The sequence below is a fragment of the Specibacter sp. AOP5-B1-6 genome (assembly GCF_052376555.1).
Taxonomy (GTDB): domain Bacteria; phylum Actinomycetota; class Actinomycetes; order Actinomycetales; family Micrococcaceae; genus Specibacter.
In genome coordinates this window covers 25,179-39,576 of record NZ_JBQSVT010000011.1, presented here as the reverse complement: position 1 = coordinate 39,576, position 14,398 = coordinate 25,179, and the positions used below count along the sequence as shown (strand labels likewise).

The 14,398-nt window shown below is 64.8% G+C and carries 11 protein-coding genes; 7 read left to right on the top strand and 4 right to left on the bottom strand.

Features of this window, described 5'->3' with window-relative positions:
• Positions 1-7 precede the first annotated feature (7 nt).
• Positions 8-628: a TetR/AcrR family transcriptional regulator gene (locus ACT3TS_RS07540; RefSeq protein ID WP_444530887.1), complete on the bottom strand. Its 621-nt coding sequence runs from the start codon at positions 626-628 to the stop codon at positions 8-10.
• A gap of 81 nt (positions 629-709) precedes the next feature.
• Positions 710-1,582, bottom strand: a complete 873-nt coding sequence (locus ACT3TS_RS07535; protein WP_444530886.1) for a sugar phosphate isomerase/epimerase family protein — start codon at positions 1,580-1,582, stop codon at positions 710-712.
• A 168-nt stretch (positions 1,583-1,750) separates the two neighbouring features.
• Between ACT3TS_RS07535 and ACT3TS_RS07530 the strand changes: the two genes are divergently transcribed.
• Entirely contained in the window at positions 1,751-3,295 is a 1,545-nt protein-coding gene (locus ACT3TS_RS07530) for a sulfatase-like hydrolase/transferase (protein ID WP_444530885.1), read from the top strand.
• 94 nt (positions 3,296-3,389) lie between these two features.
• A complete protein-coding gene (locus ACT3TS_RS07525; RefSeq protein ID WP_444530884.1) occupies positions 3,390-5,762 on the top strand; it encodes a polysaccharide lyase 8 family protein in 2,373 nt (790 codons plus the stop codon).
• Between the two features lie 96 nt (positions 5,763-5,858).
• Here the strand turns inward: ACT3TS_RS07525 and ACT3TS_RS07520 are convergent, their stop codons facing one another.
• Both ACT3TS_RS07520 and ACT3TS_RS07515 read right to left on the bottom strand, forming a co-directional pair.
• Positions 5,859-6,851, bottom strand: coding sequence for a Gfo/Idh/MocA family protein (locus ACT3TS_RS07520; RefSeq protein ID WP_444530883.1), 993 nt, complete (start codon positions 6,849-6,851; stop codon positions 5,859-5,861).
• Between the two features lie 7 nt (positions 6,852-6,858).
• The gene (locus ACT3TS_RS07515) at positions 6,859-8,019 is read right to left on the bottom strand and encodes a GntR family transcriptional regulator (protein WP_444530882.1); all 1,161 of its coding nucleotides are present in this window, start codon (positions 8,017-8,019) and stop codon (positions 6,859-6,861) included.
• A gap of 272 nt (positions 8,020-8,291) precedes the next feature.
• Here ACT3TS_RS07515 and ACT3TS_RS07510 point away from each other — a divergent pair, with 272 nt between their 5' ends.
• Genes ACT3TS_RS07510 through ACT3TS_RS07490 form a run of 5 tightly spaced genes read left to right on the top strand, consistent with a single transcriptional unit; the run spans position 8,292 to position 14,349 of the window.
• The gene (locus ACT3TS_RS07510) at positions 8,292-9,593 is read left to right on the top strand and encodes an ABC transporter substrate-binding protein (protein ID WP_444530881.1); all 1,302 of its coding nucleotides are present in this window, start codon (positions 8,292-8,294) and stop codon (positions 9,591-9,593) included.
• A complete protein-coding gene (locus ACT3TS_RS07505) occupies positions 9,593-10,549 on the top strand; it encodes a carbohydrate ABC transporter permease (RefSeq protein WP_444530880.1) in 957 nt (318 codons plus the stop codon). Before ACT3TS_RS07510 ends, ACT3TS_RS07505 begins: the two co-directional genes overlap by 1 nt.
• Positions 10,550-10,559: 10 nt before the next feature.
• Positions 10,560-11,501 carry a carbohydrate ABC transporter permease gene (locus tag ACT3TS_RS07500; RefSeq protein WP_444530879.1) on the top strand — a complete coding sequence of 314 codons (942 nt, stop codon included), beginning with the start codon at positions 10,560-10,562 and terminating at the stop codon, positions 11,499-11,501.
• Positions 11,501-13,024, top strand: coding sequence for a sulfatase family protein (locus ACT3TS_RS07495; RefSeq protein WP_444530878.1), 1,524 nt, complete (start codon positions 11,501-11,503; stop codon positions 13,022-13,024). Before ACT3TS_RS07500 ends, ACT3TS_RS07495 begins: the two co-directional genes overlap by 1 nt.
• Positions 13,021-14,349, top strand: coding sequence for a sulfatase family protein (locus ACT3TS_RS07490; RefSeq protein ID WP_444530877.1), 1,329 nt, complete (start codon positions 13,021-13,023; stop codon positions 14,347-14,349). Before ACT3TS_RS07495 ends, ACT3TS_RS07490 begins: the two co-directional genes overlap by 4 nt.
• Positions 14,350-14,398: the final 49 nt, after the last annotated feature.

The window sequence follows — 14,398 nt, the reverse complement described above, 5'->3', positions numbered from 1 at the left end:
TACTCCTTCAGGGAGTGTATTGGGCCAGCCACATGGCCATCGCGGGATCCATCAGCCGGGTGTACCGGCCGGACTCTGCGCCGCCGAGCGGTTCGTTGGCCAGTTGCTGGGAAACGACGCCGGCGATCACCGAGGTGAACAGCAGGACGGCGTCGTCGGTGGCGGCGGCCGGCAACAACCGGCCCCGCTCGACGGCGAGCACCAGGAGCGCCCGCGTTTCAGCCATGAGGTCAACGCTGGGCGCGAAGGCCTGAGGCGAGGGTTCAAAGCCCGGCACTGGACGCCAGACCAATAACTGGGCGCTGACCGGATGGCGCACCAGCCAGCCCACGTAGGCGCGCGCCCCGGCCAGCAGCGCCGTCAAAGGATCAGTCCCGGTGCTGTAGCCGGCAGCCCGCACGGCCGCGGCCAGTTCGGCGCTGCCCTGGGCGAAGAGTGCGTCGTAAAGTGCCATCTTCGAGGGGAAGTACTCGTAGAGCGACGGTGGCTTCATGCCAACAGCCCGGGCGACGCCCGAGAGCGACATCCCTGCCACGCCGTCGCGGGCCATCAGCTTCACGGCGGCGGCGAGGATTTCCTCGATCGTGGCCTGCCGACGGAGTTGGCGCCTGTCCTTAAGTACGTCCATCTCCCCAGTGTGCGCCTAATGGCATTAGGAATACAAGAGGGTGTTAGGCGTTTTTTTGGCGCGGCGGACCCCGGGACTTCCTCAGGCCAGAACTGCCTTGAGCGCCACCAGCGCCTCGGCGAGCGGCGGCAGCTCCGGGTGCCAGGCACGCTCCCATTCCAACGACACCCACGGATCGGAAATCCCCTGTGCTGCGGCCACGCCAGCCAGCAGGTCCTGCATCCGGTCCAGCGGCAGCTCGCCCTGGCCCGGCAGGCTGAGCGTCACGGTATTGGCGCCCGGATTGCGCACCCCGTCCTTGAACTGCGCATACGCCAACCAATCGACCAGCAGTTCGGCCGTGCGTGCAGGCGTTTCGTCATGGCGCCAGGGGTGCATGAGATCCCAAATCACCTTGACCGGAGCATCGGGCGCCACGTGGGCCAAAATTCTCATCACGTCGCTGGCCCGCGGGTGCGAGTCATGGGTTTCGAGCAACATCAACACCCCGCGCGCCTGCGCATGGACGGCTGCAGCATTGAGCCGCCGGGCGCCGCGGAGGTCGGCCGCCGCCATGTCAGCCGAGGGGGCCTCCCCTTGCCCGCATGGGTCCAGCCCGGCACCGGGAAAGACCCGCACCTGAGCGCCGGTCCCGGTATTTCCGGCGGAAAGATCGGCGGCAAGGTCGACGGCGGCCAGCAGCTCCGCGAGCACGGGATCGTGTGCGCCGGGCTCACCGGAAGCCCCGGCAGGTGCACAGATCCGGACGTAGCTGGCCAGCGTAAGTACCGTCAGCCCGGCGTCGGCCAATGCAGCAGCAACGGAGGCCCGCTCCTCGACGCCCATGCCGTCGAACACGAACTCACCGTCGGCCGCCCGCAGCTCAACCCCGGTGGCTCCTGCTGCATGGGCAGTGTCTATGACCTGCGCCAGGGAGTCGCCCGGGCACCCCAGAGTGGAAAATGCCAACGGCATGGTGCACCTTTCAATAGTGAACAAGCGTACTCAACCACACTAATGGGGAAACCGCTTTCCATCAATGCTGGGGGGCGCCTCCAATACCCCTTTATTCCTCCTGTGGAACACTGGTAGCTCTTGTGGTTACCCTTAGTCTTTGGCGGTTACCCGCCCGAAGGAGCAACAATGACCGGCCCGGTAGCCAGACACTCCAGCACACCCGCCAAGTCCCAGCAGCCCGCTCTGCCCAACATCGTCTTCATTCTCAGCGACGACCAGGGACCGTGGGCGTTGGGCTGCGCCGGCAATGACGATATCCACACCCCGCACCTCGACGCGCTGGCGGCTGGCGGCACCCGGCTGGAAAACTTCTTTTGCGTCTCCCCTGTCTGCTCCCCCGCACGGGCCAGCCTGATGACAGGGCAAATTCCGTCCCGTCACGGCGTGCATGACTACCTGACCGGCGTCGAAGTGGGCACCCAGGCACCTGACTACCTGGCCGGGCAGGATATTTTCACCGACGTCCTGGCCGACAACGCCTACCGGATGGGACTCTCCGGAAAATGGCATTTGGGTGCCAACGACGCCCCGCGCAAGGGCTTTGTCCACTGGTACGGGCTGGAAGGCGGCGGCAGCCCGTACACCGGCGCAACCATGTACCGCAACGGCGAGCGCGAGGTTGCCCCCACGTACCTGACCGACGCCATCACCGAAGACGCCCACGGCTTCCTCGAGCGGGAAGCCACCCGCCAGGAACCCTTTTTCCTGGCGATCAACTACACGGCCCCGCACAAACCGTGGAAGGGCCAACACCCCAAGGAGTTTGAAGACCTTTACGCGGATTGCTCCTTCGAGAGCTGCCCGCAGGAGGAGCCCCACCCCTGGCAGCCAACCGTTGACGGGGTGGCGATCGGCGGGGAACCGGATGTTCGCGCCGCCCTGGTCGGGTATTTCGCGGCCGTCAGCGCCATGGACGCCGCCATTGGCGGGCTCATGGCGCATCTGGACGAGCTGGGCGTCAGGGACGATACGCTGGTGATTTTCAGCAGCGACAACGGTTTTAACGCGGGCCACCACGGCATCTGGGGCAAAGGCAACGGGACCTTCCCGCAAAACATGTATGACTCCTCCGTCAAGGTCCCCGCGATTTTCCACTGGCCGGGGCGCATCGCCGCAGGACAGCTCCGGGAGGAGTTGCTCTCCGCCTACGATGTTGCCGCCACCATCCTTGAGCTCGCCGGGCTCAACCCCGCCCCCTTCGAGACGGGCCCCGGCAGTTCCTTCGCTCCTCTGCTGCACCCGGCCGCGGTGGATGCTCCCACGCCGGATTCGGACGCACGGGCGGCAGAGGCCGTCGTGGTTTATGACGAATACGGTCCGGTGCGCATGATCCGCACCCCCGACCTCAAGTACGTCCACCGCCACCCGCATGGGCCGCACGAACTGTATGACCTCGCCGGAGATCCCGGCGAGCGGGTGAACCTGATGTCGGCAGAGACGGACGACGGCGTTCCGCACCCCGCGCTTCCCGGTCTGCGTTCGCGGCTGGCCTGCTGGTTTGCCGAGCACGGCGTGCCGGAGTTTGACGGTGCCGCGCTGCCGGTTGCCGGCGCGGGACAGCACCGCCCGATCGGCGGACCCGGCAACATCTCCGACCCGCTGGGCGCGTTCACGGGGCCGAGCTGGGACGGGTGTAGCGGCACTGTCCGAAAGGTTCATCCTGACAGGTAGTCCTTTATTCCTCTTGTGCCGGTGGGTTTGACTTCCAAATACCGCAGCGCCCCGACGCCACGCATCGGGGCCCGAGAAGCAAAGGAATTATGCAATGACGCATGGACTGACTCGACGACACATCCTGCAGGGCGCGGGAGCCCTGACACTTGCTGGCCTGCTCGCCGGAGGCTTTGCCCCGCTCGCCCATGCCGCTGAGACGGCCAGCGCCCCGCAGCTTGCTGCCTTGCGGGAGCGATGGGCCGACCAGGTCACCGGCCGAAAACTGATCACCGCAGGGGATGCGGATTACGCAGCGTCACTGGGCGCACTGGACTCCGCTGTCAGCGATTCAGTGGCAAGGCTGCTACCGGAGGGAAGCCGGGTGCAGGTCTTCTCCGACGCCGCGTTCACCTCCGATGTACAGGTGGTCACGACGTTCAAGCGACTGGCCCAAATGGCTGCCGCCTGGACCACCCCCGGCTCGCAACACGAGGGCAGCGCCACATTGCTGGCCCACATTCTGGCAGCCTTGGAGGACAGCAACCGCCTCATTTACAACAAGGACCAGAAGGAGTTCGGCAACTGGTGGAACTGGGAAATCGGTGTGCCCCGGCCGCTGGGCGAAACCCTGGCCATCCTTGGCAGCCACGTATCGGCGGATCTGCTGGACCGCTATGCAGCAGCCATAGACCACTACATTCCCGAGCCCACCATGCAGTTCCCTGATGAACGCGGCAAAATCATCTCCGAGGGCGCCAACCGCGTGGATATCTGCCAGGGCATCATCATCCGCTCAATTGTTGGCAACGACCCCGTCCGGCTCGCGGCAGCCATCAACGCACTGAGTCCCGTGTGGCAGTACGTCACCAGTGGCAACGGCTTCTTCTCCGACGGTTCCTTTGTACAGCACTCCACCATCGCCTACACGGGAACGTACGGACTGGTGCTGCTCAGCGGCCTCGCCAAGCTGTTCTCCCTGCTGGGTGAGTCGGATCATGCGGTGTCGGACCCCAGCCGCGACATCCTGTTCAAGACGGTGGAGGATTCCTTTGCACCGTTCCTGCACAACGGCCAAATGATGGACGCTGTCCGCGGCCGCGCCATTTCACGTGCCAACGAGCGCAGCTACACCAATGGTGACATGGCCATTGAATCGATCCTGTTGCTTGCCCGTGCGGTGGACCCGGCCACGGCGGCGCGCTGGCGCGGCCTGTGCCAGGGCTGGATCTCGCGGAACACCTTTGAGAATCCCATGGCAGGCGCCTCCATTCCCCGCAACGCGCTGCTGAAGGAGCTGGCCGTCTCCGGCACGGCACCCATTGCCGAGGCGACGGGCCACAGCTTCTTCGCCGGCATGGACCGCTCCGTGTACCGCGGCAACGGCTGGGCTGTGAGCCTTGGCCTGTGCAGCAACCGCATCTCCTGGTACGAATGCGGCAACGGCGAAAACGATTTGGGCGCCCAGACAGGCTCCGGCCTGAGCTACCTCTACACGGGCAAGGCCGACCACTTTGACGACGAATTCTGGCCCACCGCAAACCTTGGCCGGCTGCCCGGCATCACGGCAGACGCCACGCCACTGCCACCACGGGTCGAGGGGCAGTGGGGAGCCATCACGCCCAAGAATGAATGGACCGGCGGCACTACCCTGGGCCGGAACGGCGCAGTCGGCATGCACCTGATTGCCCCGGGAGGCACCGGCATGGCGGCCCGCAAGGCCTGGTTCTACGCCCCCGACATGGTGGTGGCCCTCGGTGCGGACATCCACACGGGCAGCACCGCACCGGTGGAAACCGTTGTCGAACACCGCAACCTCGGTTCAGAAGGCGGGGCCAACATAACCGTCGACGGCGGGACGCACACCGCGCCCATCGGAACCACCGCGGTCCACGAGAACCCCACGTGGGCGCACGTGGACGGCACCGGAGGCTACCTTTTCCTGGGGGACGAACCCGTGACGGTGCTGCGGGAACAACGCGAAGGATCGTGGCGAAACATCCACACCAGCGGCCCCGTCGCGGCCATCCAGCGCGAGTACGCCACCTTGCTGATCAGCCACGGCGCCAACCCGGATGCCGCCGGTTACGCCTATGCGCTGCTGCCCGGGGCCACCCCGAAGAACACGGAGAAGGCAGCTCGCAAGGCGCCCCGGGTGCTGCGCAATGACGCCGTGGGGCAGGGTGTTTCCTTCGGCGTCAAGCAGGAAGCCGCCATCTTCTGGCAGCCAGGAACGGTGGGATCCATCTCCGCGGACCGCGCCGCCTGCGTGCTCTTTGACGGCAACCCGGGGCAGGGCACACTGGCCGTGGCCGACCCCACCCAGGCCGCCGAGTCTGTTGCGGTGACCATTGCCGGCACCAAATACCGGCGCATCACCTCCGGCGCAGGTGCCACACTGTCACTGGACGCCGACGGCAGCACAGTCGTCACGGTCAACACGGCCGGGCTCATGGGCCGCACGGCGAAAATCGGCCTGCACCGCTAGGCCGGCAGCTCCGTGCTCGGCGCCTGTCCGGCACCGTATTCGATACAAAAGGGGCGGATCACATGATCCGCCCCTTGCCTTGCCTCTCCGCGTGGTTCAGTGGGCCAGTGCCGGGGAAAGCTCCACCGGAGCCCCACTCTCAGCGGATTCATAGGCTGCCAGGACCAGCTCCACCACATGCTTGGCGTGGTCACCGCTGACGGCCGGCTCCACACCGCTGTCCACGGCCGCGAAGAAGTCGGCCAGCTGCGCCGTGAACGCGTCCTGGATGTCCCGGGCCGATCGGGTGTGCAGCACGGTGCGGACGCCGTCGACCTCCATGAACGTGCCCTGGCGCGGATCGACGGTGACGGTGCCGAACTCACACACAACGAGCATTTCATCGATGTGCTCGGGGGTGTCGGAGACAATGGCGATGCGCAGCTGGACACCGTTGGCCAGCAACAGTTCCATGGTCCCGTCGGTCTCCACAGGCGCGCCAAAACGGTTCAGGGTGGTCGAGGAAATTCGCACGGCCGGGGCGCCACCAATCCACAAGCTCCGGTCCAGGCAGTGTGCGCCAATGTTGATGAACGCTCCGCCGCCGGAGACGGCCTTGTCAAAGAACCAGTCGGGACGGGAGCCGGGGCGGTAGTCGGTGCTGCGGTAGTCGTGGATCATGAGCACCCGGCCCAGCACCCCGGATTCCAACGCCGCAAGAAGCGCCAGCTTTTCAGCCATGAAGTGCTGGATCATGCCCACCACCATGACCACACCGGCCGCGGCGCACGCCTCCTCCATGATCCGGGCGTCCGCCAGCGTTGTGGCCATGGGCTTTTCCACCAGCACATGCACGCCGTGCGCGGCGGCAGCCACCACCATGTCCTTGTGCAGGCTGTGCGGTGTGTTGATGACGACCGCGTCCACCACACCCGCTGCCAGCATTTCCTGGTAGTCGGTATAGACGGCGGCACCCCAGGGGCCGGCAGCCTTCGCGGCCGTGTCCGCATTCAAATCGCATACCGCGGCCAGGGTCAGCCCTGGCAGGTCGGCGGCTCCCTGTGCATGAAGTCCGGCGACCGCACCTGCCCCAATAATTCCCAAGCGCATGATTCACTCATTTCTGTAAACGTTGTTGTAGTTTGTGGGCGCCTTTTTCAGCGCTGTTCTTTGCCCCGCAGGAGTCGCGCACCACCAGGCGCGGCCGCAGCCGGACCTGGTGGACGGGGCAGTCATCGCCCTCGACGAGGCGGCGCAGCAGGATCTCGGCCGCCATCTTCCCCATGCGGTGCTTTGCGGGGGAAACCGCTGTCAGCGGCACCTCGGCCAGGTCGGCCAGCTCGTCGTCGTAGGAAACCAGCGCCAGGTCTGCGGGGATGCTCACTCCTGCCCGCCGTGCCGCGCCCTCCAACAAGGCCGCCTCCCTGTCGCCAAAGACCAGGGCAGCTGTTGCGCCGGAGACGAGGATGTCCTGCAACAATCGTTCCGCGGCCCCGGCCTCCCACTCGGCCTTCAGTGCCCTCAGCACGAGGGGTTCAAAGCCCAGGTCGGCCGCGGCCCGCTCGTACCCGGCCTCGATGGCCGGCGCAGTGGGCGTGTTGGATCGTGTGAGGAGAGCAATGTGTCGGTGGCCCAGGCCGCGCAAATGGGTGACGGCGTCGTACGCGCCTCCTTGATGGTCCGAACACACATGCTCGGTCCGGTCTCCCGGGCCCAAATCCATGAGGCTGCGTTCCAGCAAAACCACGGGGACGTTCAGCGAGTTCAGCTCCCGCACGCGCTGCTGCGGATCCGGGATGCCGGTGAGTGTAGGCACCAAAATCAGCCCGTCCACGCCGGCATCGATGAGGAACTGGATGCTTGAATCCTCGCGCTCCGGCAGGTAATTGTAGGTGGCCAGGCGCAGGCTGACATCCTGCGCCGAGAGGGTTTCCTCGATGCCCTGCAGCACGCGCGGATAGTAGAGCTGTGTGTCGGGCAGGAGCACGCCCACCGTGAACCGGGAGCGGCGGCGGGCAGGCTGACGCTCGGCGACGAAGCTGCCGGCACCCTGACGGCGCACCACCAGCTGCGACTGTTCCAGCTCTTCATAGGCGCGACGCACCGTGGTGAGGGACAACCCGGTCTCGGCCGCCAGCTGCGCCTCGGTGGGCAGCTTGGCGCCCACGGCCCAAGTGCCGGCCAGGATGCCGCGGCGCAAATCTCCGGCCAGTGCCTGGAATTTCAGCTCCCTGGAGTCCGTGTCGCGGATCTTTCCTGCCAGTGGTTTCTTGTTCAAGGTTCCCTTTCACACTCTCGCATGGCTTGAGTGTGCCAAAGACTTAGGGGAGGAATCCATAAGGACTTGGAAGATTCCTCTTTCCCCTCGGCAAGTATTGTGCCCATTCAGCGGCACTACACGGCCGCGGCTGCCATTTTTGTTCAGGGTAGCGGGAAACGCCTTGCAAAGATACTCCAAAGTACTCCTTGAATCCTTTCTTTCCAGCCTGTTTGAGTGTTCTCACTGACCCGTGATGCACAGCACAACTACTTGAAGCAAGGGTGTATTCAATGACACGCAAATTCCGTTTTGTCCGGACGCTGGCCGTGATGGCCGGTGCAGCAATGGCACTTTCCGCCTGTGGCGGCGAAGTCAGCGAACCAGGCGCAGAGGGCGGCACGTTGTCGTACTGGTCCATGTGGAAGGTTGGCGAACCACAGCAGGTGGTCATCGAGAAGGCCATCGCCGACTTCGAGAAGGAGACCGGCTCCACCGTCAAGGTGCAGTGGCAGGGACGTTCCAACATCCAGAAGCTGGTGCCGGCACTGAACACCAACAACGTCCCCGACATTGTTGACGGCCCCTATGCCAAGCTGGCCCCCGTCCTGGGCAACACCGGAGAGGCCCTTCCACTGGACGCCGCGTATGCGGCCGAGGTTGACGGCACAAAAGTTTCGGAGCTGATTCCGAAGAAGTACCTGGAGGTCTCCAATATCTCGGACAAGGACGGCAAGCCGTGGATGCTGCCGTACAGCCTGAGCTCTGACGGCATCTGGTATGACGCCGAGGCAAACCCGAAACTGGAATCCGCTCCCCCGGCCTCCTGGGATGAGTTCATCACGCTGCTGGACAAGTACAAGGCTGCGGGCAAGGTGCCCCTGGCCGCCGACGGCGACATTGCCGGCTACAACTCCATGTGGTTCACCACAGCGCTGGTGCGCACCGATGGCACCGGCTCCTTCGCCAAGGTGGTTGAGGACAAGTCAGGCGCCGCCTGGGACGCACCGAGCGTCCTCGAGGCGGCCAAAAAAGTTGAGCAGATCGCCCAGGGCGATTACCTGATCAAGGGCTACAACGCCAGCAAGTGGCCCGCACAGCAGCAGGTCTGGGCAACGGGCGGGGCCGAGCTCATGCTTAACGGTTCCTGGATCCCCACCGAAACAGGCACCTACGCCTCGGAGAACTTCAAGTTCTCCTCCTTCCCGTTCCCTCCCGTTGACGACAAACCCGCCTCGGTGCGCGCCGACTTTGTTGGCTGGGCCATTCCCAAAAAGGCAAAGAACCAGGAGCTGGCACAGAAGCTGGCAACCCACATGCTGAAGCGGGAATACCAGGACGCCTACGGCACCGACGCCAAGGTCCTGCCCATCCGCACCGATGCCGCCACCGCCCCTGAACTCATCGCCGTGAAGAAAGCCCTGGACAGTGCCGAGGAAATCTACCTGCAGAACGACGGCGTCACCTACCCCGGCTACGTTGAAAAGATCCTCTGGCCCATCAACGACGAGCTGTTCCTGGGCAAGATCAACGCCGCGGAATTCGTTGAAAAGATGAAGAGCGCAACCGTCCAGTACTGGAAGGACAACAGCTGATGTCCAGCACAACAGCCCGTCGTTCCCGCGCCGCGGCAGCCGCCGCGGCGCGGGGACAGGGCGGGAGCAGCATTGACCGACAACGGCGCAAGCTTCTTGTACCCTTCGTTGGCCCCGCATTTGTCATCTATACGGTCCTCTTCATTGTTCCCGCCATCGGCGCGGCCTGGATCAGCCTGCACGAATGGGCCGGCTCCGGCCCCATGAAGTTTGTTGGCTTCAAGAACTACATTATGGTGTTCCGCGATGACTTGTTCATGAAGTCCTTCGGCAACACCCTCCTGCTGCTGTTCGTGGTTGGCGCGGCCATCTTCATCCTGGCCTTCGCCATGACCCTGGTGCTGCGTGACATGGCAGGCAAGAAGATTGTCCGCAACGTCATCTTCTTCCCCCACCTGATCAACGCACTGGTCTTCGGCGTGCTGGCCGGTTTCATCTTCAACCCCGGCGGCATGGTCAACACCCTGCTCAAGCCCCTCGGCATCACCGAGCCGCCGGCATGGCTGGCCCAAGACAACATCTTCCCGCTCATCATGGCAACCTTGGTGGCCACCACCACCGGCTACTTCACCACCATCTTGATGGCCGGCGTCGACCGCATCCCGCCGTACTACTACGAAGACTGCGCCCTGGCCGGCGCCACTGCCTTCCAGCGGCTGCGCTACGTCATCCTGCCCCTGACCTGGGACGTGTTTGGCACCTGTGCCGTGCTGTGGACCATCTCCTCCATCAAGATCTTTGAGATCATCTGGGTCTTTGGCGGCAGCAGCGGTGCCGGCATCCCGCCCACACAAAGCTGGACCACCGCCGTGTACACCTACGTGACTGCCTTCTCCGGCCAGTCCACGCCTGCCTACGGCGCGGCCACGGCCTCCGCCATCATCTCGCTGGCCCTGGTCTCCGTCCTCGTGGTGTTCCTGCGCCGCGCCATGCGCCGTGACGCCGTTGAATTCTAAGGATCTGTCCATGTCGACTCTCACCGCCCCCGACGAAGCCCCCACGGGCACCCCGTCAAGCCCCGAACCCACACGGAAAAAGCGCAGCAAGAACCACCGCGGTGTCAGCCCGGCATTGCGTGCTGAAAACAACGTCGTCCGCAGCATCGGCGTGTTCCTGTTGTGGGCCGTTGTTGCCGTCAGCATCGCCATGCTGCTGTGGATGGTTCTGCAGGCGTTCCGCGACACTCGCTCCATCCTCGGCAGCCCCTGGGGCATGCCGGACAGCCTGGACTTCTCCAACTTCGTCCGAGCCTGGACCGTCAGCGACTTTGCCACGGCAACGTTCAACTCCGTCATCACCACCGCCGTCTCGTCCTTTCTGACGGTGGCCATCGCCGCACCCGCCGGGTACTACCTCAGCCGGGTGGAAAGCCGCCTGACGAACGGGTTGAGCCTGTACTTCATCCTCGGTTTGGGCATCCCGGCACAGGTCATCCTCATCCCCTTGTTCGTCATGCTCAACAAGGTGTATCTGACCGACAGCCTGATCGGGCTGAACCTGGTTTACATTGCCGGCTCGATGCCGTTCACGGTGTTCCTGCTGACGGCGTTCTTCCGCAGCCTGCCCATGGAAATGGAGGAAGCCGCCGCACTCGACGGCGCCACCGCCTTGCGCACCTTCGTCCAGATCACGCTGCCGCTGGCCAAGGGCGGCATCCTGACCGCGTTTGTCCTGCAGGTGGTTGCACACTGGAACGAGACGCTGCTGGCGCTGACCCTGATCCAGTCCACCGAAAAGTACACGCTGCCCGTTGCCTTGATTTCCTTTGTGCAGCAGCAGACGTACTCCGGCGCCGACTGGGGCGGGTTGTTCGCGGGCCTGTGCATCGTGGTCCTGCCGATGCTGATCATCTATATCTGGCTGGGCCGCCGCCTCACCGAAGGCCTGACCCTGGGCATGGGCAAATAGTGCCCGCACCCAATCTGCTGTTCATTGTCGCCGACCAGTTCCGGGCCATGTGCCTGGAGCCGGGCGGCGACCCTGTTTCCACCCCGTTCCTGGATGCCCTGATGTCCGACGGCGTGTCCCTCACCCACGCGGTCAGCAGCTACCCGGTGTGCAGTCCGCACCGGGCCATGATGATGAGCGGGCAGTATCCGGAAGCCAACGGCGTCACCCACAATGTGAACTCCGAAACCGCCGCGTGGGGTGTTGGTTTGCGCCCGAACGCCCCGTCCTGGGCTGCTGTGCTGCGCGATGCCGGCTACAACACCGGCTACATCGGCAAGTGGCATCTGGAGGCGCCCGTTCCCGAGGACGCCCTCCACGGCGCCGGCCCGCTCGAGGATGGCCGCTACTGGGATGCCTGGTCTCCGCTGGACCGCCGCCACGGCTTTGACTTTTGGTATTCCTACGGTTGCGCCGATGCGCACCTCACGCCGCACTACTGGACGTCCGACGCCGGACGGCACCAACGCGTCAACATCACCGGATGGTCGGCCGCCCATGAGACGGACGTGGCGATCGAGTACCTGCGCCGGGCCGCCGGCGCTTCCGATACCGGTTCCGACGCTGGATCCGGCCCCGGCTCGGCAGACGACTCAGCCCCCGCCGAGAGTCCCGCACGCGGGACTTCACCCGGCCGAAAGCCCTTTGCCCTGGCCGTGTCATGGAACCCGCCGCACCAGCCCTTCGACCAGCTGCCGTTCGGTTACGACACAAGCTACGGACAGCTTTCGGCCGCTGAGCTGCTGAACCGACCGAATGTGGATCTGGCATCCGATGCGGGCCGGGAGGCCGCCGGATTCGCACCACTTTACTATGCAGCTGTCAGTGCAATCGACGCCCAACTTGGCCGCCTGATGGAAACCCTGGATGCGCTGGATCTGACCGAGGACACACTGGTCATTTTCACCTCCGACCACGGCCAGCAAATGGGCAGCCACGGCCTGCTCTATAAAAACGTCCCCTTTGAGGAATCCATGCGGATCCCTTGGGTCATGCGCTGGCCTGGACAGCTCGACACTGCAGCCGGTGGCCGGGTGGGGATATCCAGCGTCGACATTGCCCCCACGCTTTTAGGGCTCGTGGGCCTTGGCGAAGACGTCCCTGAGACCATGGACGGGCAGGACCTCTCCCCTGCGCTTCTCACCCAAGGTGGAGGCGCGCCTCCTACAGGGCCACATGGGGCTTTGGGCACGCCGTCGTCCTTATACTTTTACTACCCCCGTGACAAGAATGACCAAGATGTGCGCGGACTGCGAACCGCCACCAGCAAGATCATTGCCCGTTTCACCCCGCGGGACGGACTTAGCACCGCCGTCTACGATCTCGCGAATGATCCCTTCGAGTTGCACGACATCGTCGAACCGGAAGTGGTGCGGGACCGGGCCCGGGAGCTTGTTGCGGCCTTGGCAGCTGCGGGCCAAACATGGACCGGGGCGACCGCGCTGGCGGAACTGGCGGGGACAGAATTGGTGGCACACGCATGAATGTCCTGCTCATCATGGCCGACCAATTTGCCGCCCATGCGCTGACCCGCAGCCGCTCCACGGATGACCATTTCAACACTCCCAACCTTGACCAACTAGCCGCATCGGCGACGCGATTCACCCAGGCGTACACACCCTTCCCGCTGTGCGTGCCGGCCCGCAGCGCCATGGTCACCGGCCGGTATCCGCACCAGCTGGGGATCATGTCCAATGTCGGAGGGCTCTTAGCGGGTGCCGGGCCTGTCGGGGAGCCCGGCCATGGACCGGGATCCTTGGGCCATTGGTTCACGGCCGCGGGTTTCGACTGCGCCTACGCCGGAAAGTGGCATGCCCTGCAGGCCAGCGCCACAGCGGAGGACGGCTTCGCCCCGATCCACCCTTTTGGCGACGACGGTCTGGTGGAGGCGTGCTCGCGCTGGCTCGCGGACCGCGACCAGGAGCGCCCGTTCCTTCTGGTGGCTTCCTTCGACGACCCCCACACCATTTGTGAATATGCCCGCTCCCAACCCATGCCCTACGGCAGCGTTGAAACCGTGCCGGCGGCGGATGCGCCGCCGCTGCCTGCGAACTTTTCGGCAGCTCCGTACGCGCCGGAGGCCGTCTCCGTGGAGCAGGCGGCCGCCGCCCGGGTTTACGGGACAGCCAATTTCGCCCCGGACGACTGGCGCGGCTACCGGGCCACCTACGCAGCACTTGTTGCGCGCGTTGACCAACGCATTGGGCAACTGTTGGACGGCATCGACTTGGCGAGCACCGCCGTCGTATTTGTCAGCGACCACGGCGACGGCGACGCCGCGCACGGTTGGAACCAAAAAACCGCGATGCACCAGGAATGCATCAAAGTGCCGTTTCTGGTTCATGTGCCGGGGCGGGCGGCTGCTGTCGTGGACACCCCCGTCCCCGGTGTGCTGGGGCTGCTGCCAACGCTGTGCGAGGTGGCCGGGATTCGGGCCCCGGACGGGCTCTCCGCACCGTCGGCGTTGCAGCCGCAGGCCGGGCCCGTGGTTGTGCAAACCTCATTTCAGGACGGCGCTGCGCTTCCCGGGGCGGGCACCTCGGGGCGGGCACTCATACATGGCGACTGGAAATACACGGTGTACAGCTGGGGCGCCCACCGGGAACAACTGCACAACCTGGCTGCGGACCCCGGAGAACAACGAAATCTGGCGGTCGAGCGGAGCCATGAACGGGTGCTTGAAGGCATGCGCCGGGAACTGTTGGACTGGGCACTGGCCAACGGCGACACGGCGTTCATGAAGAAGCTTGTCCTGCCTGCCAACGCTGAATCCGGGACCCACGCGGAAATTTTTCGCGTGCCCTACTAGCAGCTGGGAACTTACTGGGCGTAAGCTGACAGCACTTACCCACGGAATA